Annotated in this window: 20 protein-coding genes; 16 read left to right on the forward strand and 4 right to left on the reverse strand. The window is 32.7% G+C overall.

The window, feature by feature from the left end:
- The first annotated feature begins 7 nt into the window (after nt 1-7).
- From ACJJV4_RS16495 to ACJJV4_RS16565, 15 genes are all read left to right on the forward strand, one after another.
- Entirely contained in the window at nt 8-511 is a 504-nt protein-coding gene (locus tag ACJJV4_RS16495) for an EF-hand domain-containing protein (RefSeq protein WP_405296446.1), read from the forward strand.
- A gap of 194 nt (nt 512-705) precedes the next feature.
- Nucleotides 706-1,455 carry a polyphosphate polymerase domain-containing protein gene (locus tag ACJJV4_RS16500; protein ID WP_405296448.1) on the forward strand — a complete coding sequence of 250 codons (750 nt, stop codon included), beginning with the start codon at nt 706-708 and terminating at the stop codon, nt 1,453-1,455.
- 2 nt (nt 1,456-1,457) lie between these two features.
- Nucleotides 1,458-2,060 (forward strand): DUF4956 domain-containing protein, encoded by a 603-nt coding sequence (locus ACJJV4_RS16505; RefSeq protein WP_405296449.1) that lies wholly within the window; start codon nt 1,458-1,460, stop codon nt 2,058-2,060.
- A 43-nt stretch (nt 2,061-2,103) separates the two neighbouring features.
- Nucleotides 2,104-2,790, forward strand: a complete 687-nt coding sequence (locus ACJJV4_RS16510) for a DUF2490 domain-containing protein (protein WP_405296450.1) — start codon at nt 2,104-2,106, stop codon at nt 2,788-2,790.
- Nucleotides 2,791-2,792: 2 nt separating this feature from the next.
- Nucleotides 2,793-4,229, forward strand: a complete 1,437-nt coding sequence (locus ACJJV4_RS16515) for a CotH kinase family protein (RefSeq protein ID WP_405296452.1) — start codon at nt 2,793-2,795, stop codon at nt 4,227-4,229.
- 146 nt (nt 4,230-4,375) lie between these two features.
- The gene (locus tag ACJJV4_RS16520) at nt 4,376-5,143 is read left to right on the forward strand and encodes a YHYH protein (protein WP_405296454.1); all 768 of its coding nucleotides are present in this window, start codon (nt 4,376-4,378) and stop codon (nt 5,141-5,143) included.
- A 3-nt stretch (nt 5,144-5,146) separates the two neighbouring features.
- Nucleotides 5,147-5,758 (forward strand): toxin-antitoxin system YwqK family antitoxin, encoded by a 612-nt coding sequence (locus tag ACJJV4_RS16525; protein ID WP_405296456.1) that lies wholly within the window; start codon nt 5,147-5,149, stop codon nt 5,756-5,758.
- A complete protein-coding gene (locus ACJJV4_RS16530) occupies nt 5,758-6,426 on the forward strand; it encodes an SCO family protein (protein WP_405296458.1) in 669 nt (222 codons plus the stop codon). Before ACJJV4_RS16525 ends, ACJJV4_RS16530 begins: the two co-directional genes overlap by 1 nt.
- Before the next feature lie 114 nt (nt 6,427-6,540).
- Entirely contained in the window at nt 6,541-7,602 is a 1,062-nt protein-coding gene (locus ACJJV4_RS16535; protein WP_405296460.1) for a WD40/YVTN/BNR-like repeat-containing protein, read from the forward strand.
- A 342-nt stretch (nt 7,603-7,944) separates the two neighbouring features.
- Nucleotides 7,945-8,793: a hypothetical protein gene (locus tag ACJJV4_RS16540; RefSeq protein ID WP_405296462.1), complete on the forward strand. Its 849-nt coding sequence runs from the start codon at nt 7,945-7,947 to the stop codon at nt 8,791-8,793.
- 41 nt (nt 8,794-8,834) lie between these two features.
- Nucleotides 8,835-9,899 carry a substrate-binding domain-containing protein gene (locus tag ACJJV4_RS16545; protein ID WP_405296464.1) on the forward strand — a complete coding sequence of 355 codons (1,065 nt, stop codon included), beginning with the start codon at nt 8,835-8,837 and terminating at the stop codon, nt 9,897-9,899.
- A gap of 19 nt (nt 9,900-9,918) precedes the next feature.
- On the forward strand, nt 9,919-11,442 hold the full coding sequence (locus ACJJV4_RS16550) for a sugar ABC transporter ATP-binding protein (protein ID WP_405296466.1): 1,524 nt from the start codon (nt 9,919-9,921) through the stop codon (nt 11,440-11,442).
- Nucleotides 11,443-11,468: 26 nt separating this feature from the next.
- The gene (locus ACJJV4_RS16555) at nt 11,469-12,437 is read left to right on the forward strand and encodes an ABC transporter permease (protein WP_405296468.1); all 969 of its coding nucleotides are present in this window, start codon (nt 11,469-11,471) and stop codon (nt 12,435-12,437) included.
- Nucleotides 12,438-12,449: 12 nt separating this feature from the next.
- Nucleotides 12,450-13,946 carry a mannitol dehydrogenase family protein gene (locus ACJJV4_RS16560; RefSeq protein ID WP_405296470.1) on the forward strand — a complete coding sequence of 499 codons (1,497 nt, stop codon included), beginning with the start codon at nt 12,450-12,452 and terminating at the stop codon, nt 13,944-13,946.
- A 1-nt stretch (nt 13,947) separates the two neighbouring features.
- Entirely contained in the window at nt 13,948-14,829 is an 882-nt protein-coding gene (locus ACJJV4_RS16565; RefSeq protein ID WP_405296472.1) for a carbohydrate kinase, read from the forward strand.
- Nucleotides 14,830-14,902: 73 nt separating this feature from the next.
- Here the strand turns inward: ACJJV4_RS16565 and ACJJV4_RS16570 are convergent, their stop codons facing one another.
- Nucleotides 14,903-16,372 carry a mannitol dehydrogenase family protein gene (locus ACJJV4_RS16570; protein ID WP_405296474.1) on the reverse strand — a complete coding sequence of 490 codons (1,470 nt, stop codon included), beginning with the start codon at nt 16,370-16,372 and terminating at the stop codon, nt 14,903-14,905.
- Between the two features lie 173 nt (nt 16,373-16,545).
- Between ACJJV4_RS16570 and ACJJV4_RS16575 the strand changes: the two genes are divergently transcribed.
- On the forward strand, nt 16,546-17,271 hold the full coding sequence (locus ACJJV4_RS16575; protein ID WP_405296476.1) for an NrtR DNA-binding winged helix domain-containing protein: 726 nt from the start codon (nt 16,546-16,548) through the stop codon (nt 17,269-17,271).
- 14 nt (nt 17,272-17,285) lie between these two features.
- Here ACJJV4_RS16575 and ACJJV4_RS16580 read toward each other — a convergent pair whose 3' ends face one another.
- From ACJJV4_RS16580 to ACJJV4_RS16590, 3 genes are read right to left on the reverse strand one after another with little or no spacing between them, the layout of a single operon-like run.
- Entirely contained in the window at nt 17,286-17,735 is a 450-nt protein-coding gene (locus tag ACJJV4_RS16580; protein ID WP_405296478.1) for a Spy/CpxP family protein refolding chaperone, read from the reverse strand.
- Nucleotides 17,736-17,741: 6 nt separating this feature from the next.
- Nucleotides 17,742-18,239: a hypothetical protein gene (locus tag ACJJV4_RS16585; protein WP_405296480.1), complete on the reverse strand. Its 498-nt coding sequence runs from the start codon at nt 18,237-18,239 to the stop codon at nt 17,742-17,744.
- Between the two features lie 33 nt (nt 18,240-18,272).
- Nucleotides 18,273-18,815, reverse strand: coding sequence for an RNA polymerase sigma factor (locus ACJJV4_RS16590; RefSeq protein WP_405296482.1), 543 nt, complete (start codon nt 18,813-18,815; stop codon nt 18,273-18,275).
- Nucleotides 18,816-18,943 lie beyond the last annotated feature (128 nt).

Raw genomic sequence — 18,943 nt, forward strand, 5'->3', positions numbered from 1 at the left:
TTTTAAGATGAAAAATAAAACAATTAAAACAGGTGCCTTAGTTTTTGGATTGGCTCTATTAGGATCTACTCAAACATTTGCTCAATCGGAAAGAAGAGAATCGAAACAACCTCCATCTTTTAGTGAGCTGTTAAAAAAGTTAGATGCTAACGAAGATGGTAAACTATCGGAAGATGAAGTAGACGGACCTTTAAAAGAACAATTTGCGGTAGTTGATGCTGATAAAGATGGATTTATTACTGAGGATGAAATGAAAAATATTGCTAAGACTAAAAAAGAAGGAAAGTCTGACAGAGGTGGTGATAAGAAAAGTAAGGGAAGACGTGAAATGCCTGTTTATGCAGATTTAGTTGCAAAAATGGATGCAAATAAAGATGGGAAACTTGAGGAAAGCGAAGTAAAAGGGCCTTTAAAAGACCAGTTTAAAACTATTGATAGCGATAAAGACGGTTTTATATCGGAAGAAGAATTTAAAAACGCACCTAAACCAGAACGCGGACAAAGACGATAGTTGTTTCATATTATTTTTAGAAACCATAGTGCAGTGCTATGGTTTTTTTAAGGCTCAAAATTTATAGATTTTGAGCCTTTTTTTATGTTAAGATATTTTTAACACAAAACTCGCGCAAGTTTTAAAATGTATAGGCATCTAAACTTTATGTAACAATTTAATAACATTCTATTAATATTAAATAAGTTGATAATATGCCGCAAAACATTCAAAAATTAATGAGTAGGTTTTCTTCTATTTCGTTAGAAGAAATGAATAGTGTTGCCTTAATGAAACGTACCGATACTAAGTTTGTAATTAACAAATCTCAGTTGTTTACTGTTTTAAACGAAATAGAAGGGCAATACAAAGTGCTAGAAATTAATGATGATAGAGTAATGAGTTACTCATCATTATACTTCGATACGGTGGATAATAAATTTTATAACGACCACCATAATGGTAAAAATAATAGAACAAAAATTAGACAACGTAAATATGTTGAATCTAATCTTTGCTTTTTAGAAATAAAGCAAAAAAATGGTAAAGGAGAAACTAATAAAACGCGAATTCCTGTAAAAGATTTTGAGTTGAATTTATCAAAATCCTCCGAAGCATTTATAGCAGAAACAACAAACCAAGATTTTAATTTAGAGCCAAGTCTTTGGAATGGTTTTAATCGTATCACTTTGGTAAATTTAAAAAGCAAAGAACGTGTAACTATAGATTTAAATCTTTCTTTTAAAATAAACGATACCGAAAAAAACTATTATGATTTGGTTGTTGTGGAAGTTAAGCAAGAGCGTTTTAATAGAAACTCTGTAATAGTTAAAACTCTAAAATCTTTACGCCAGCATCCTTACAGTATTAGTAAGTATTGCATTGGCATGATAAGTCTTTACAACGACTTAAAGTATAATGTATTCAAAAAGAAATTAATTAAAATCAATAACATTACAGCATAGCTATGGAGTTTTTAGAAATACCAATTTTCGATGACGATTTTTTTAAAATGGGGTTCCGCTTCTTAATAAACTTAGGGTTTTTAACGCTAATTATTAGGTGGTTGTATTATACATCGTCTCGAAGAAAAGATTACTTGTTTACGTTTTATATGATAAGTTTTATTGTGTTTTTTCTGTGTTTTACACTTAAAAAATTCGAATTAGATATTGGTATGGCGCTTGGTCTCTTTGCTATATTCGGAATTATTAGGTATCGAACAGATGCTATACAAATAAAAGAAATGACCTATTTATTTGTTGTTATAGGTGTTTCTGTCATGAATTCTTTGGCTAATAAAAAAATGAGTTATTCCGAGATTTTACTAGCCAATACTGTGGTGGTAATTTCTATAGCAATAATTGAGAAGTTTTGGCATTTAAAACACGAAGTCACTAAAGAGGTTGTCTACGAAAATATAGAAAATATTAAACCTGAAAATTACAGTTTACTCAAAGCTGATTTAGAAGATCGCACAGGTTTAATTATTAATGATGTAGCAATTGGGAATGTCGATTTTTTAAGAGATACGGCGGTATTAACTATTTTTTATTATAACAAGAGATAATATGAAGATGCGAAATAAAGGAGTGAAATTAAGGCGGTGCCTTTTGTTAAAGATTGTACTGTTTACTGTGCTTTGTGGTAATGTTAGTTTTGGACAATCTGGAGATAGTGATTGGGGGTCTTGGAATACTATTGGTTTAGAATATGAGTTAGATAAAAAATGGACATTTAGTTTAGAAGAGCAACTGCGATTAAAAGAGGATATATCTGTTGTCGATGAGTATTTTACACAGTTGAGTGCCGAATATAAATTTTTTAAAGGTTTTAAACTTGCAGGAGGCCTTCGATATATTCGTCAGAATGATAATCAAGGAAATATTCAGGGTTACGAAAATCATTTAAGGTATAATATCGATGTTACATATAAGCATGATATAAATAATTTTACTCTTGGTTACCGTTTACGCTATCAAAATAAAAATGAATTAGGTGTTTCTACATCAGAGGGCGATTATGCCAATCAAAATATTCGGATAAAAGCATCCTTCGAATATAATATCAAAAACTGGAAGTTGGATCCTAAGTTTTCTGCGGAGTTATTTAATCACTTTGAAAAGGAAGATGATAATGGTTTTAGTAAATACCGATTAACATTTGGAACCGATTATAAAATTAAAAAGTTTGGAAAAATTGGTGTTTTCTACCGTTTTGAAAAAGAGTTGAATGTAGACTTACCCGATGTTACCAATATTATAGGTTTAAAATATATATACACAATAAAAAACAAATAATTATGAAGAGAGTTAATTTAAAAACAAAGACAACTATAGCTTTTTTGAGTATAATAACCATGGGGCTGTTTTTATGTATAGGCTGCTCGAGTAAAGAGTCTATTGAGGATAGTGAAGGTGAAACTAGTGAATCTGAGACTGAAGTTGTAATCGATGATACAGATTTCGAAGCTACAGATTGGACGGTCGATACACATTCAAAGGATGCTGACCCTAATTTCGATGAGGTGTTTGAGGATGATGCTGTAAAAAGAATAGATTTAGTAATCTCGGAAGATAATTGGGGTGTTATGCTGGATGATATGGAAGATTTATATGGAACTTTTGGGCGTTCTAGAGGTAATAGTTTTTCAGATGAAGATCCTGTTTTTGTTCCAGCATCTGTATTTTATAATGGTATTGAATGGTACAAAGTAGGTGTTCGTTTTAAAGGAAATTCGAGCTTAGCGAGTTCTTGGGGCTCGGGTATTTTAAAATTATCATTCAAGCTTGACTTTGATGAATTTGAAGATGATTACCCACAAATAAAGAACCAGCGTTTTTATGGCTTTAAGAAATTGAGTCTTAAAAATAATTACCTAGATAAATCCATGTTACGCGAAAAAGTGGCTATAGATGTTTTTAGAAATGCGGGTTTAGTGGCGTCTCATGCTGCATTTTATAAGGTTTATGTAGATCATGGAGATGGACCCGAGTATTTTGGTGCGTATACTATGGTTGAGGAGGTGGATGATACCGTTATCGATACGCAATACAGTGATAACGATGGGAATTTATATAAGCCTGATGGTGATGCGGCAAGTTTTGCTAGCGGAAGTTATGATGAAGATGAGTATGTTAAAAAAACAAATGAAGATGAAGCTGATTTTTCTGATGTTGCAAATTTATTAGATGTCTTGCATGATAGTTCTAGAACTTCTGATGCTGCGGCGTGGAGAGCAAGTTTAGAATCTGTTTTTGATACCGATGTGTTTTTAAAATATTTAGCAGTAAATACCGTGATTCAAAACTGGGATACTTATGGTAGAATGACGCATAATTACTTTTTATACAATAATCCTGATACGGGTAAATTAAATTGGATTCCTTGGGATAATAATGAGGCGCTTCAAACAGGAAATCAAGGCGGAGCATACGCTTTAAATTTTCAAGGTTTAAGTTCGTCTTCATGGCCTTTAATAGGGTACTTGTATAACGATGAGGTTTATAAAGCGCAATATGATACTTATGTTCAAGAAGTTATTGATGGACCTTTTAATACGGCAACAATGCAGGCCCTGTATGATTCTTATGGTGTTTTGTTGGAAGAAGCTGCAACTTCAGAAGTAGATGGATACACTTTTTTGAATTCAACTTCAGATTTTCAGTCTGCAATAAATACATTAAAGAGCCATGTTGCGAGTAGAACTTCTGCAGCCAATAGCTATTTAAATAATTAGTAGTAAAAAGCTAAATGAAAAGCCTTAAAAACTCTGGGTTTTTAAGGTTTTTTTGTTTTTTCTGAATAAAAAAATAATAATTACCGCAAGTTTATTTTAGAGATGGCATCTAAATAAATAGAATCAATTATAACAAACTAGATAAAATGAGTATAGAAATAAAGAAAATAGTTCCGTTTACAAATGTAATGAGTTTAATTTTTTTATCTGTATTTGCATGCAGTGGAAGTGATGATGGGGCTTCGGAAGAAGCAGAAGAAGGAGAAGCTGTAACAGAATTACATTTAGCTTACGCTGCTTTTGATACGGATGCAACAGATATTTATTTATCTTCTAATGGTACAGAAGTAACTATTGAAACTACAGGTTTACCAAACCACGAAACAGTTTATTGGGGGGAAGGTAGCTCGTTGTATCTAGATGAGCCTACAGTTGCAACAACACCATCAATTATGTCTAGTAATAATAATGCGGCTACTATTACTGTAGATGCTACGCCAAATCTAACAGGGAGCACAGTAAGCACACAGTTAAACACGATTGGTATTGCGGTTAGTGGCGCTTCAATTTTTAACGATCAAGAAGGAGCTGGTGATTTGGATGAGGCAGCCGCAAGTTTAGATTGGACAGGTGCGCACATTGGTCCAGGTGTATATCACTATCATTTGGAGCCAGTAGCGTTTTCAGATGATGATGAGAATTTAGTAGGTATCTTGTTGGATGGCGTTTTTCTTTATGGAAGAAAATGTAACGCGACAGGAACTTATCCAACAGATTTGGATGCCTCTGGCGGACATACAACAACCACGCAATATACTGCTGGCGAAGAAGAGTATCACTATCATATTATAAATGAAATATACTCAACAACAGGGTCTTATATTGCTTTTTCAGGTCCTTACCAAGGTTATTAAATTATGAAATTCATTAAGCTTCTTTTTTTGTTACTCTGTATTGCTGTCTGTGGTTGTGAACAAGTGAGTCATAATATTAAAGACCTTGATGGTTTTGATGACATTAAAAATATTGAAGTAGCGAAGTCCAGTCTTAAATTAGATGGTAATAAAGGTGTTTGGTATTACAATGAGAAGCCTTTTTCTGGTTATGCGGTATCCTACCATACTAATAATACTTTAAGAGAAAAGATTGGGTTTAGCAAGGGGAGAAAAGAAGGTGTCGCCCAAATTTGGTTTATAAATGGGGTTTTAAAGGTAGAGTCTCATTATAAGCAAAATAAGCTTGTAAGCTCTTATAAATCTTGGTGGGACAATGGTGTTTTATCTTCTGAAGTGACGTACATAAAAGGCAAAAAGCAGGGGGTCGAAAAAACATGGTATAATACAGGAGTGCTTTCTAAAGAAAGAAACTTGGTTGGTGGTCAGGAAAATGGATTGCAGAAAGCTTGGTTAAAAAACGGCAAGTTGTATGTTAATTATGAAGCTAAAAATGGGCGAGCTTTTGGTATGCGTCGTGCAAATTCATGTTACAGGTTAGAAGATGAGGTTATAGTTTTAAAGAGAAAAAAATAATGAAATACATTTATATATTTTTAGTACTTTCTTTTATTGGTTGTAAAAAAACAATAAAAAAGGAAAACATAAAAGTAGTCGAAACGAGTAGGGTCGATTATTTACCTTATTATAGTGATGAGTCTTTTACGCCACATTGGTTAACTCCAAATACGGATGATGAGCGGAATTTTCATAAAATACCAGATTTTAATTTAACCAATCAATTAGGTGAAGCGGTAACTCAAAAAACTTTTAAAGATAAAATTTATATCACCGATTTCTTTTTTACGACTTGTCCTGGTATTTGTCCTAAAATGACTGGGAATATGTATAAAGTGCAAGAAGCTTTTATAAATGACAAGGATGTTCTATTGCTTTCACACTCGGTTATGCCGGCAACAGATTCTGTTCCTGTTTTAAAACAATATGCTGAGGATTATGAAGTGATTTCTGGTAAATGGCATTTAGTAACGGGTGATAAAAATGACATTTATAATTTAGGGCGTGAGCAATATTTTGTTGAAAATGATTTGGGAGAAGAGAAGAGTATAGAAGATTTTTTACACACGGAAAATTTCTTATTAATAGATAAGAATAAACATATTAGAGGAATTTATAATGGTTTAAACCGGGCTTCTGTTGCTCAGTTAATTATCGATGTTAAAGCTTTAAAACAAGAAATATAAGTATAGCTATTTGAGTCAGTCATATTATTAATAGTAGGTTAAATTTTGTTTAATAGCTCTAAAGGCTCCACGCGCAAAGGTGGAGTCTTTTTAATTTTAAGTAAATTTGCACTTATGAAAAAAATGTGTCTTGTTATTTTAGTGTTGCTTGGGATGTGTTCCTGCGGTAATCATTACCAGTTTCCAATACAACATATAAATTCGGTTGAGGTTATACACTTGTTAGAAGATTCGCTTTTAAACGTTAGAGCTTTAGAGGTTGTTAAGGAAACGAATGGGGCTTACTTTTTAGCGTCAAACGGAAAAGCGGGACATATTTATAGTAGTGATGATAAAAGTTTAAATGTTGTTTATCCAATTTCGATGGCTCCAGATTCTATAAAAAACAATTTTAGGTCGTTGGCTATAACTTCTAAAAATGGTTTTGGGTTGTCGATTGAAAGCCCGGCGAGATTGTATAAAATTAAAAACGATGAAAAGAAATTAGTTTATCAAGAAAACCATCCAAAAGTATTTTACGATGCACTAGATTTTTGGAACGATCAAGAAGGGATTGCAATTGGAGATCCTACCGATAGTTGTTTAAGTATCATTATAACCAGAGATGGAGGAAATAGTTGGTCTAAAATTCCATGCGAAAATTTACCAAACGCTAAAGTAGGTGAAGCTGCTTTTGCTGCAAGCGACACCAACATTGCTATTGTTGGTAAGCATACTTGGGTTGCAACAGGAGGGAAGTCGAGTAGAATATTGTATTCTCCGGATAAAGGAGAAACATGGCAAGCTTTTGAAACTCCTATTATACAAGGCACAGAAACTACGGGAATGTACTCAATAGATTTTTATGATGCGCTAAATGGTTTTGCTATTGGTGGTGATTATACAGCGCCTGAAGCTAATGTTGCTAATAAAATTAAAACTTCCGATGGAGGTAAAACATGGCGTGTTGTCGCTAGTGGGGAAAACCCAGGATATCGTAGTTGTGTGCAATATGTTCCGGCTTCAAACGGAAAAAAGTTAGTTGCAGTTGGTTTTAAAGGTGTAGATGTTTCTAATAATGCTGGAGATACTTGGCGGCATATTAGTGATGAAAGTTTTTATACGATACGTTTTATAAACGATTCTCTAGCTTATGCGGCTGGAGCAGGTAAAGTCTCTAAACTTCATTTTAATTAGTCGTAATTTCTTTATTTAATATTTATTTGTAGGAAAAATAATAATTTTATTTTATCTTGTGTCTTGTCAATTCCTGCGAATTTTGCTCTTGTTTTTTGCAATTCTGTAAAATTTCGATGTTTTTATTAAATTTTTCTTATTTTATTTATAAACGTAAATAGTACGTTAAAGGTCTTGTTTTTAAAGGGTTTTGAGGTTTTTATGGCTTACGTTTTAGTGTAATACTCTGTTTAATAGAGTGTTGTTTTTATTTTTTATTTGGAAATATTAAATATAATTATATATATTTGAAGAATAAACGTCCAAAGTACGTTATAAAAAACTAAACTAAATATTGAAATTATGAAACTACCACAACAAAGAATTAGAAATAATTCTAATCTATCTTCTATTAAGGCTATTTTACTAGCTGTGCTTTTTTTAGGTTTTAACTCTGTACAAGGACAAGACGATTTAGTAAACGATGATTATAAAGCTTTTACAGCTGGTGCTCATTTGAAAAATATGCACTTATGGCATGGGTTTGTTGTGCATCCAGGTGCTATGCTTGCTACTAATTTAGAATTTAATTCAAGAGATGCTAAATTCACTTTTGGTGTTTGGGGCGGTGCGAGTTTAACAACAGTAGATGTTACAAATAAAATTACAGGTGAAAATGTTGGTGCTCACTATCAAGAATTTTCTATTTATACAAAATATCGTTTTTCTGATAAGTTCTTTATCGAAGCGGTTACTCACAATAACTACACAGGGGTTGAAGAACGTGGTGATGTGTTGCATTACTGGAGTTATGATAAAACACAAGGGTACAACTTTGTAGATCTTAACTTTGGTTACAATGTTACTCCAAACACGTTATTATACTTTGCTACCATTCTTGGTGGAGGTTCTGGAGATTACGAAGTGCAAACAGATGGGGCTTTAGAAGACTCTTGGACACATTACTTTGAGGTGAGTAGTAAGGTTTGGGAAAAGGGAGATTCTAGTTTATCACTTTTCGCAGGAGGCGCATGGTCTTTTGTAACAGATAAAACTTTTTATACCGAAGGTGCTGGTAATTTAATAAACGTAGGGGCAACCTTCAATAAAAATGTTAAATTAGGTACTTATAATTTACCAATTGGAGTAACTGCTATGTGGAATCCAGAAAAAGAGAAAACAGTACTTCAAGTAGATTTTACAATATTTTAATAACCAATAACTAAACAAAATAATTCTTTAAAACGTTCATTATGAAAACAAAAAACAAAACTTCGGTTCTAAAGCAATGTTTAAAGCCATTAATGGTGCTTGCATTAATATTTAATTTATCTAGTTGTGTGGAACAAACTGGTTCTACAAGTGCTACCGTTAACTCTTCGGAAGATACGAGTGAAGCTTTTGCAAGTTCAGTAGATCTTACAGGAAAAAAAATAGGGTATTGTACACCTTCTTTAAATGCACCTTATTACCAAGCATTACTTCAAAGTATACAAGCTACAACAGAGAAAAATGGTATGGTGTTTTTATCTGCAGATGGTCAAGATGATATTAATAAACAGATTGCAGCAGTTGAAGATTTAATTACTAAAGGTGTTGATGCTTTATTATTAAACCCAAAAGATCCGGATGCTTTAGTTGGTGTTACTAGAATGGCGAAAGCAGCTGGAATTCCTGTTTTTATTATTGATAGTTCTATAGATTCTTCAGCAGATTATGTTACAACTATTCAGTCTAATAATTTAGCAAATGGAGAATTAGCTGGTGAGTGGTTAGTGAAAAAAATGGGGAATACTAAAATGAATATCGCCTTATTAAGTGGTAACGCTGGTAACCCTGTTGGAAGAACTCGCAAGCAAGGTTTATTGCAAGGTATTACAGAAGAGCAATTAAGAACGCAAGGTAAAATAGATTTAAATGTAAAAACGCAAGCTTATACAGAGTGGTCTTACGCCGGTGGTTTAAAAGCTATGGAAGATATTTTAGTAGCTCACCCAGATATTAATGTAGTAATTACAGAATCTGATGTTTGTGTATTAGGAGCTATTAAAGCAATTGCTCAAGCTGGTAAAACAGACGATATTTTAATTGTTGCTGGTGCAGACGGACAAAAAGAAGCTATAAAATATATTATGGATACTGATTTTTATGGTTGTACTGCAATGAATAGCCCTGTGCAAATTGGTAAAAATGCTGTTCAATACGCCATTGAGTATATGAATGGAAAAAGAGATTTCCAAAAAACATCATTCACAGCGCCATTATTAATTACTAAAGAAAACGCTGCTAAGTACTACAATCCAAAAGCATTATTTTAATCTTTTAAAATTTATTGATATGCATAATTCAGATAATGAATACCGTCTTGAAATGACCGGAATATCAAAAAGTTTTGGTGTTGTTTCAGTACTAGAAAATGTAAACTTAAAAGTAAAGCCTGGGGAAATCCATGCTTTACTTGGTGAAAATGGTGCGGGTAAATCTACTTTGGTTAAAATCCTGAGTGGTGTGCATCAAAAAGATTCCGGAAAAGTAGTTCTGGATGGTGAAGAAATTAGTCCTAAAAACACTCATGATGGGCAGGTTTTAGGAATCAGTGTTGTTTTTCAAGAATTATCCTTAGTGAACGATTTGTCGGTAGCTGAGAATATTTATTTACATAAATTAGGTTCTAGTAAATTTTGGATGAATTGGAAAGAAATCACCAAAGATGCTCAAGAATTAATAGATTCTTTAGGTTTCGAAATAGATGCTTCTGCAAGAGTTAGAGATTTGAGTATTGTTCAAAAACAAGTTGTTGAAATTGCTAAAGCATTATCAGAAGATACTAAGGTTTTAGTTTTAGATGAGCCAACTACCGTTTTCGATCCAACGGATACTAAAAAATTATTCGATAACCTTTTTAAATTAAAAGCAAAAGGTATTTCTATTATTTACATTTCGCATCATTTAGATGAGATTTTCAAGATAGCAGATTCTGTTACTGTGCTTAGAGATGGCGTAGATACTGGAAGTATGGCTGTTGCAGATACAAATACCGATGGTGTAATTCGTTTAATGATTGGTAGAGAGTTGAAAGATTTATATCCAACACGTGATGTGAAAATAGGAGACGTTCCTGTATTTGAAGTTAAAAACTTAACCGCTAAAGATACTTTAGTTCACGATGTGTCATTTTCGGTACGTCCTGGTGAAGTTCTAGGAATTGCAGGCTTGGGAGGAAGTGGAAGAACGGAAACAGCAAAACTTATTTTTGGAGCACATAAAAAGAAATCGGGAACTTTAATTTTAAACGGAAAAGAAATAAAAACAAATTCACCAGTATGTGCTGTTGGACACCAAATTGGTTTTGTTTCAGAAGATAGAAAAGAAGATGGTGTGTTTTTACCATTATCCATTAGGCGAAATATTAGTGTAACCAATTTTAAAGGTATTTCAGGAAAGCTAGGTTTTATTAATGTGGACGATGAGTATAAAAATGTGTTAGGTTTAATTGAGAAATTAAATATAAAAACTCCAAGTTCAGAGGTCGATGTTAAAAACCTAAGTGGAGGAAACCAACAAAAGGTAGCTTTAGCAAAATGGTTAAGTATAGACAGTAAAGTTATTTTTATTGACGAGCCTACGCGTGGCGTTGATGTTGGAGCAAAAATTGAAATTTATAATCTTATAAATGAGGTTGCTAAAAAAGGCGTTGGTGTTGTTGTAATTTCTTCTGATATGCCTGAAATTATGGGGATAGCAGATCGTATTTTAGTGATGCACGAAGGTACATTCTACGGGGAATTAACCAAAGAAGAATTTTCCGAAGAAAACATTTTACGCTACTCTATTGGCGAAAAACTTAAACAAGTAGTCTAACAAAACTATAACAAAAAACAAAAATCATGGCATTAACAATAAAACAACAACTAAGCAGCCCGGGCGGCTGGCTTAAGTTTCTCGTAAAACATAATACTATTTTTATTTTCATATTGCTGGTTGTCTTTTCAGCATTAATTTCCGATGTATTTTTTACATCAACAAATCTTTCAAATTTATTAAAACAAGTTTCTGGTATTGGTATTATAAGTATTGGTATGTTGCTTGTTATTTTAACCGGAGGTATCGATTTATCTGTGGGATCTATGGTCGCTTTACTCGCTGTAACATTTGCTATTCTAGTTAATGTTGTAGTGTTACCATTAGCAATTGTTTTAACTATTGTTATTGGTTTTGCTTTAGGAAGTATTGCGGGGTATCTAGTCGCATTTCAAAAAATGGCACCTTTTGTCGCTACTTTGGCTTTAATGACGATTGCCAGAGGACTAGGTTTTATTTATTCTAAAGGCTCTCCAATTACTTTCAAAACTCCAGGAGGAGAGTTTATGTCTAACTTTGCAAATAATTCTACATTAGGTATTCCAAATATTGCCATTGTATTCTTTTTAATTGTGATTTTAGCAATGGTTATGTTGCGTTACAACGTGTTTGGACGATTAATAATTGCCATAGGAAGTAATGAAGAAGCCTCACGTCTATCTGGTATAAAAGTTAATAAATATAAATTTTTAGTGTACGCTATTTCTGGAGCTTTAGCGGCAACTGCTGCCGTAATTGTAGCTTCAAGAACTAATTTAGGGTCGCCTAATATGGGGATGGCTTGGGAGCTAGACGCTATTGCTGCCGTTGTTATTGGTGGCGCAAGTTTAAATGGCGGAAAAGGTACCGCGATAAATACCTTAATGGGTGTGCTTATTTTAGGTTTAATAGGTAATATTTTAAATCTACTAAATGTACCGTCTTATCCACAGCAAGTTGTAAAAGGTGCTATCATCATTTTCGCTGTGTTACTTCAACGTTTCGATAGCAAATAATACTTAGAAAAAATGACAAGTTATAAATTAAATAGCCAGAACTTAACAAGGTTTGAGGGAGAGGTTGCTATCCCTAAATATAACAGGGATAATGTTAAAACAGGAATTGTACATGTTGGTATTGGTGGGTTTCATAGATCGCACGAGGCGTTTTATACCGATCAATTATTACATGATGAATCTAATGCAGACTGGGGTATTTGTGGTGTAGCATTGCTAGATTTTGATGCTAAAATATATAATACTTTAAAGGAGCAAGATGGATTGTACACTCTAGTTGTAAAAGAGCTAGATGGTACGCTTACTAAGCGTGTAATTGGTTCTATTGTTGAGGTGTTGTATGCGCCAGAAGACCCTAAGAAAGTAATTGAAAAAATGGCTAGCCCAGATGTTAAAATTATTAGTTTAACAATTACAGAAGGTGGCTATAACTATAATGAGGCAACAGGTGAATTCAATTTTGAAAACCCTTTAGTGCAACATGATATAGCTAATGCTGAAGCTCCCAAAACTATTTTTGGTTACTTAACGCAGGCGTTGAAATTAAGAAAAGAACGTGGTTTAAAAGGTTGTACTATTCAGTCTTGTGATAATATACAAGGTAATGGACACATGACTAAAAATATGCTTTTAAGTTATGTCGGTGTTGCTGAACCAGCATTGGTTGCTTGGGTGGAAGAGCATGTATCTTTCCCGAATGCTATGGTGGATAGAATTACGCCAGCAACAAGTCCTTCGGATATTTCAAGTCTAAAAGAAATTTCTGGTATTGATGATGCTTGGCCAGTTGTTTGCGAACCTTTTAAACAATGGGTAATTGAAGATTATTTTTCTGCAGGAAGACCAACCTGGGAAAATGTAGGTGCTCAATTTGTACCAAATGTGGAGCCTTATGAGAAAATGAAACTTCAGTTATTAAATGCTGGGCATTCTGTATTGGGCATTTTAGGTGCTTTAATGGGGTATGATACTATAGATGAAGCAGCTAATAATGCTGGGGTAAATGCATTTTTGAGAGCTTATATGGGCAGGGAAGTTGCACCAATTTTAAGTGACCTCAAAGGTGTAGATTTAGAAAGTTACGAAGTATCTTTACTACAACGTTTCGGTAATGTTTATATTAAGGATCAAATTGATCGAATTTGCTCGGAAACTTCGGCTAAATTCCCAATATTTATTTTGCCAACTATAAACGCGCAGTTAAAATTAGATGGCCATATTGAACACGCAGCTTTAGTAACTGCGGCATGGGCTATTTACAGTTTAGGTAATGATGAAAATGGAAAGGCTATAAATGTTAAAGATGTTATGGCATCTGTTTTAAATGAAAAGGCAAAGGAATCTAAAAATTGTCCAACTACGTTTTTAGAAATTGAATCTATTTTTGGGAAATTAAAAGATTCTAAACCTTTTACAGAAGCATATACTAGTGCTTATAAAGATATCGTGAAACACGGTATTGAAAAATGTGTTTTAGAAATGAATATTAATCGTGTAAATTTTATATAAAATGGCAAATATCACAAGTTTTGGAGAAGTCTTGTGGGATGTTTTTCCAACCATGAAAAAAATTGGAGGCGCTCCATTAAATGTTGCAGTTAGGTTGCAATCTTTTGGAAATAATGTCTCTATGATTAGTCGTATTGGTGAAGATGAAAATGGCGAGGAGATCGTTAAATTCATTAAGTCAAAAGGCGTAAATGTTGATGGTGTTCAGGTAGATTCAACTCACAAAACAGGAAAAGTAAAAGTAATATTAGATGAAACAGGTTCTGCTTCTTACGATATTATGTTTCCTCGAGCTTGGGATAAAATAGAGCTTAACGACCAGGTAAAAGCTATTGTTGCTAATGGAGATGCCTTTGTGTTTGGAAGTTTAATTGCTAGAGATGATGTTTCTAGAGAAACGCTTTATGCGCTTTTAAAATTGGCAAAATATAAAATATTTGATGTTAATTTAAGACAGCCATATTATACTGCCGAGGTGCTTAAGTATTTAATGAGTCAGGCCGATTTTGTTAAGTTTAACGATGATGAAATTTTAGAGATAGCAAGCGATTTGGGTTTAAAGTCTCATGTTTTAGAAGATGCTATTGAGTTTATGGCTAAAGAAACCCAGGCAAAAACAATTTGTGTTACCAAAGGTGGTAAAGGTGCTATTTTGTATGTAAACAATAAGTTTTACTACAATAATGGTTACAAAATAACGGTTGTTGATACAGTTGGTGCTGGCGACTCGTTTTTAGCTTCAATTATTACACAATTATTAAATAAAACAGCACCTCAAGATGCTTTAGATTTTGCTTGTGCGGTAGGTGCTATTGTAGCAAGTAGCGAAGGTGCAAATCCAGAAATTAAGCAAACAGATATAGAACGAATGATTAGCGGTTAAGAATTTGTTTTTTGTTAATAGTGATTGAGAAGCTTTATGAATTTGGTCATAAAGCTTTTCTTTTTTAACAACTTTAAATTAAATTAGCATTAAAGTTTATAATGCTTTCTTTTACACTATGCTCTCTCAAATAGTTCAAGTATTTTAAGTAGACTTTCGTAAAATTAGGATTAGTTCCTAAATCTTTAAAAACAGGTTCAATTTCTAAAAATTTTATTGGATTTTGTTGAGATAGCGCAGCCATTCGAATTAAAATATTACTAATAGAATCTTCTATATTATAGTGGTAGCCTAAATCGTCAATACCATCATTGTATTTACACCAGGCAGCAATAACAAAGGCAATTCGATTGAAAGATTTTTCTTTTTTTGAAAGCTGAATATCCAAGGTTGATAGAATAAAAATTGGAATTTTAGCAGAACTTTCGCTGCAAATCCTAGATAGACTATCGTTAATATTTGGGTTTTTAAATCGAGTTATTAAGGTTGTTTTATATTCCTCTATACTTATTTTTTTAGCTTCAACTAAAGTTGGAGCAACTTCTAAATCCATAAAGTTTTCTAAAAACAGCATAAAGTCGGCATCATTAGCTGCTTCTTGCACAGTTTTATAACCATGTAGTGTGCCTAAAATCCCTAAAATACTATGTCCCGCGTTTAATAGTTGTAACTTCATGTTTTGGTAAGGCGCAATATTTTTTACAAATTGCACACCTACTTGTTCCCATTCGGGTTTTTGTTTCAAGAATTTATCTTCTATAATCCATTCAGAAAACGATTCGCAAACTACAGGCCATTGGTCTTCTATTAAAAAATCTTTCTTTAACGTGTCTATATCTTTAGGTCGAGTTACAGGTGTAATTTTGTCGACCATAGTGTTGGGGAATGTGGTATTATTTTTCAGCCAAGGCAATAATTCTGGCTCATTTTTATTCACATAATTAAAAAATGATTGTTGCATGGTTTCTCCATTATTTTTAATGTTGTCGCAGGATAATATGGTACAACCAGATAAGCCTCTATGTTTTCTTAATTTAAAGGCCTGTGTTAAGTAGCCGAAAACAGTTTTTGGGTTAAATGGATTTACAATATCTTCAGCAACGGCAGGGTGTTTTTGGTTAAATTCCCCTGTTATTTCATTTAAGTGGTAACCATCTTCTGCTATTGTAAGTGATATAATTTTTATATCGGGTGTTGCTAAACGTTCTATAACGGCCATTGGGTTTTCTGGGCCAAAAAAATACTCTACAATAGAGCCTATTATTTTAGGTTTGTGCAAACCGGCAGCATCTTTAGTTATTAAAGTGTAAAGTCCATCTTGGTCTTTTAAAACGTTATAGGTTTTTCTATCGGAATCTAACAAGTCTATGCCGCAAATACCATAATTGAAACCTTGATGTTTTTCAATTAAATCATGCATGTAATTGGCTTGGTGTGAGCGATGAAAGTTACTGACGCCTATATGTGCAATGCTAGTCGTTATTTTATCTCGATCAAACAATGGAGTAGAGGCATTTTCTTTAATGGTTTCTAAGTTTTCCATGTTTAAATATAAAGAATTGGGCATTTTGTTTTTGTATTGATAAGCTGTTAAAAATCTTTTTAAATTTACATAAAAAAATATTGATTTCAGTCGAAAATTTGCGGTTTCATTGTATATTAGAGATTAATAAATAATGTATTCTATTAATTCGGAATATGCTTTTAAGATGAAAAATGGATTTTAGGAAGCGAGATAATGTCTCTGTAGATTGTGTAATTTTTGGACTTGATGATAACGGTTTAAATGTGTTGTTACGAAAACGAACGCTTAATATGTTTGATGATGATTACCCAATAATTGACGATTGGATGATTACAGGAGGAAGAGTTTTTATTAGTAAAACATTAGAGGACTCTGCAAATATTATTTTTGAAGGTATTACAGGTTATAATGAGTTTAATAGAACTCAATTTCGAACTTATGGAAACCCTACGCGGTTAAAATCTGATAAAGATTTATTGTGGGTACGTAGTCACGGTGTAAAAACGCAATCAATGACTATAGCATACTACTTCGCACAGCCTATAGACCGAATTAATCTAAAAACAGATAGCTTTAAATGGTTTTCTATAAAAGCTTTGCCTGAGTTGGGGTTCGATCATAGTAAAATTATTAAAGATGCTCATGATGATTTAAAGCAGAAAATTATGGTAGAACCTATAATTTTCGATTTAATGCCAGATAAGTTTACCTTAAATGAATTGCAATTTGCTTTTGAGTCTGTTTTGGAAATTGAATTGGATAACCGTAATTTTCGAAAGAAAGTATTGAAGAAAATATATATTGTTCCCTTAAATGAAACTAAAAAAGGAACGGCTAAAAAACCATCTAAATTGTATGTTTTTAGCCGTGATGTGTATGATAAAGTCTCAGAAAAAGACTTTATTGTTAATGTGTAATCGCTAAGTTGCGTTTATTCTTTTTTAGGTTCGCGTTTACGTTTTTTATATTCGTCAAACAGTTTGCGGTTAAAATCGTCTTCGGCAGCTTTTAGTAAAATAATTTTTTTTGGTGAAATAATTTTCTTCAAATTAACAATTAAATTTACACGTTCTTGGTGTAGTGTGTTTTCGGCCTGAACAAATTTGTCTAACAACTCTTTAGCTTTAGCATCGGTTAAAGTACTTGCATTTTCCTTAATTTCTTTACGTATACCACGCATATCTTCATATTTGCACTTTCTAGAGTTCTCATCGTATGCATTATAAATGGGCCAGAAGGCTTGCGCTTCTTTGGCTGTTAAGTCTAATTTTTCTGTAATAAAAGAAACTTTTAGAGCTTGTATACGCTCTCGGTCTTTATGCTGTGCAAATACGCTTATGGTAAATAAGAGTACGAATAGGGTTGAAATATATGTTTTCATATTATTTTATTTTGTCATTAAATCTTCCACGGAAGTGTTTTCTAAAAAATAGCCTTCCATAGCTTCGTCTGTAAATTCTAAAGAATCAAAATCGTCTTCAGATATATCATCGACAGCTAATAATGAAGCGATTTCATAAGAACCTACATTTTCATCTAAAATATAATTTTCTACAGTTTCGATATCTAGACTGTCCCAGTTTGTTTCTTTTTCAAAAATTGAAAGATTGAATAGTAACAAAACTGCAGCAGCAATACTTGAAATATAAAGTATATTCTTTCTGTTAAATAAAGGAATTACTTTGGTTGTTTCTTTTTCTGAAACTTTATTTAAAATACGACTTTCTAAAGTATCAAAATAACCATCGGGCGCTTTGAAACCAGACGTGCTGGCGGTTTCATTTAGCTTTATTTCAGACATTAATCGATCTTCAAGATTGTCGAAATAATCTTTTGGAGCTTTTAAGCCTGAGTTAGTTATGTTATGTATTTTATTTGTTTTCATCTTATTATTAAGACTTGTATTTTTTTAAAAGGTTTAATCTTGCGTTAAAAAGGCTTCTATTTTTTTTACAGCCAAATGATATGATGCTTTTAACGCGCCTTCACTTGTTTCTAAAATTTCCGACATATCTTTATATTTTATATCTTCAAAATACTTCATGTTGAAAACTAACTGTTGCTTTTGTGGCAGTGTTGCAATGGCTTGCTGTAATTTTAATTGAATGGCATCGCCTTCAAAATATACATCGGATGTTAAATTATTAATTGCCAAGTTTTGTACGTCTTCGTTATTTGTTTGCAAACGTTTAGCATTTTTATTTATAAACGTAATAGATTCGTTAGTAGCTATACGATACATCCAAGAGAATAGTTTACTGTCGCCCTTAAAATTATTTATGTTTTTATAAATTTTAATAAATGTGTTTTGAAGCACATCATCTGTATCATCATGCGATTTTACAATATTTCGAATATGCCAATATAGGCGCTCTTTATAAAGCGTTATTAGCTCTTTAAAGGCGGCTTCTCTATGCTTACTCGATTTTAATTGCTCAATGAGCTGTACTTCGTCCGTCACTAAAACTTCTTTAATTCTTAGACTTATAAATATACAAAAGGTTTAATGTGCTAGGAGTTTTTTTTATGTAAAACACAAAGCGCTGTTTTTTAGTAGTCTGATGCTATTTTTATCGATAAAAAGCACAT

This window comes from Algibacter sp. Ld11, assembly GCF_045066735.1.
Taxonomy (GTDB): Bacteria; Bacteroidota; Bacteroidia; order Flavobacteriales; family Flavobacteriaceae; genus Algibacter.

Excerpts from the sequence above, each read along its gene's own strand:
- ACJJV4_RS16495 (WP_405296446.1), top strand. The coding sequence starts at position 8 with ATGAAAAATAAAACAATTAAAACAGGTGCCTTAGTTTTTGGATTGGCT.
- ACJJV4_RS16500 (WP_405296448.1), top strand. The coding sequence starts at position 706 with ATGCCGCAAAACATTCAAAAATTAATGAGTAGGTTTTCTTCTATTTCG.
- ACJJV4_RS16505 (WP_405296449.1), top strand. The coding sequence starts at position 1,458 with ATGGAGTTTTTAGAAATACCAATTTTCGATGACGATTTTTTTAAAATG.
- ACJJV4_RS16515 (WP_405296452.1), top strand. The coding sequence starts at position 2,793 with ATGAAGAGAGTTAATTTAAAAACAAAGACAACTATAGCTTTTTTGAGT.
- ACJJV4_RS16520 (WP_405296454.1), top strand. The coding sequence starts at position 4,376 with ATGAGTATAGAAATAAAGAAAATAGTTCCGTTTACAAATGTAATGAGT.
- ACJJV4_RS16525 (WP_405296456.1), top strand. The coding sequence starts at position 5,147 with ATGAAATTCATTAAGCTTCTTTTTTTGTTACTCTGTATTGCTGTCTGT.
- ACJJV4_RS16530 (WP_405296458.1), top strand. The coding sequence starts at position 5,758 with ATGAAATACATTTATATATTTTTAGTACTTTCTTTTATTGGTTGTAAA.
- ACJJV4_RS16535 (WP_405296460.1), top strand. The coding sequence starts at position 6,541 with ATGAAAAAAATGTGTCTTGTTATTTTAGTGTTGCTTGGGATGTGTTCC.
- ACJJV4_RS16540 (WP_405296462.1), top strand. The coding sequence starts at position 7,945 with ATGAAACTACCACAACAAAGAATTAGAAATAATTCTAATCTATCTTCT.
- ACJJV4_RS16545 (WP_405296464.1), top strand. The coding sequence starts at position 8,835 with ATGAAAACAAAAAACAAAACTTCGGTTCTAAAGCAATGTTTAAAGCCA.
- ACJJV4_RS16550 (WP_405296466.1), top strand. The coding sequence starts at position 9,919 with ATGCATAATTCAGATAATGAATACCGTCTTGAAATGACCGGAATATCA.
- ACJJV4_RS16555 (WP_405296468.1), top strand. The coding sequence starts at position 11,469 with ATGGCATTAACAATAAAACAACAACTAAGCAGCCCGGGCGGCTGGCTT.
- ACJJV4_RS16560 (WP_405296470.1), top strand. The coding sequence starts at position 12,450 with ATGACAAGTTATAAATTAAATAGCCAGAACTTAACAAGGTTTGAGGGA.
- ACJJV4_RS16565 (WP_405296472.1), top strand. The coding sequence starts at position 13,948 with ATGGCAAATATCACAAGTTTTGGAGAAGTCTTGTGGGATGTTTTTCCA.
- ACJJV4_RS16570 (WP_405296474.1), bottom strand. The coding sequence starts at position 16,372 with ATGGAAAACTTAGAAACCATTAAAGAAAATGCCTCTACTCCATTGTTT.
- ACJJV4_RS16575 (WP_405296476.1), top strand. The coding sequence starts at position 16,546 with ATGGATTTTAGGAAGCGAGATAATGTCTCTGTAGATTGTGTAATTTTT.
- ACJJV4_RS16580 (WP_405296478.1), bottom strand. The coding sequence starts at position 17,735 with ATGAAAACATATATTTCAACCCTATTCGTACTCTTATTTACCATAAGC.
- ACJJV4_RS16585 (WP_405296480.1), bottom strand. The coding sequence starts at position 18,239 with ATGAAAACAAATAAAATACATAACATAACTAACTCAGGCTTAAAAGCT.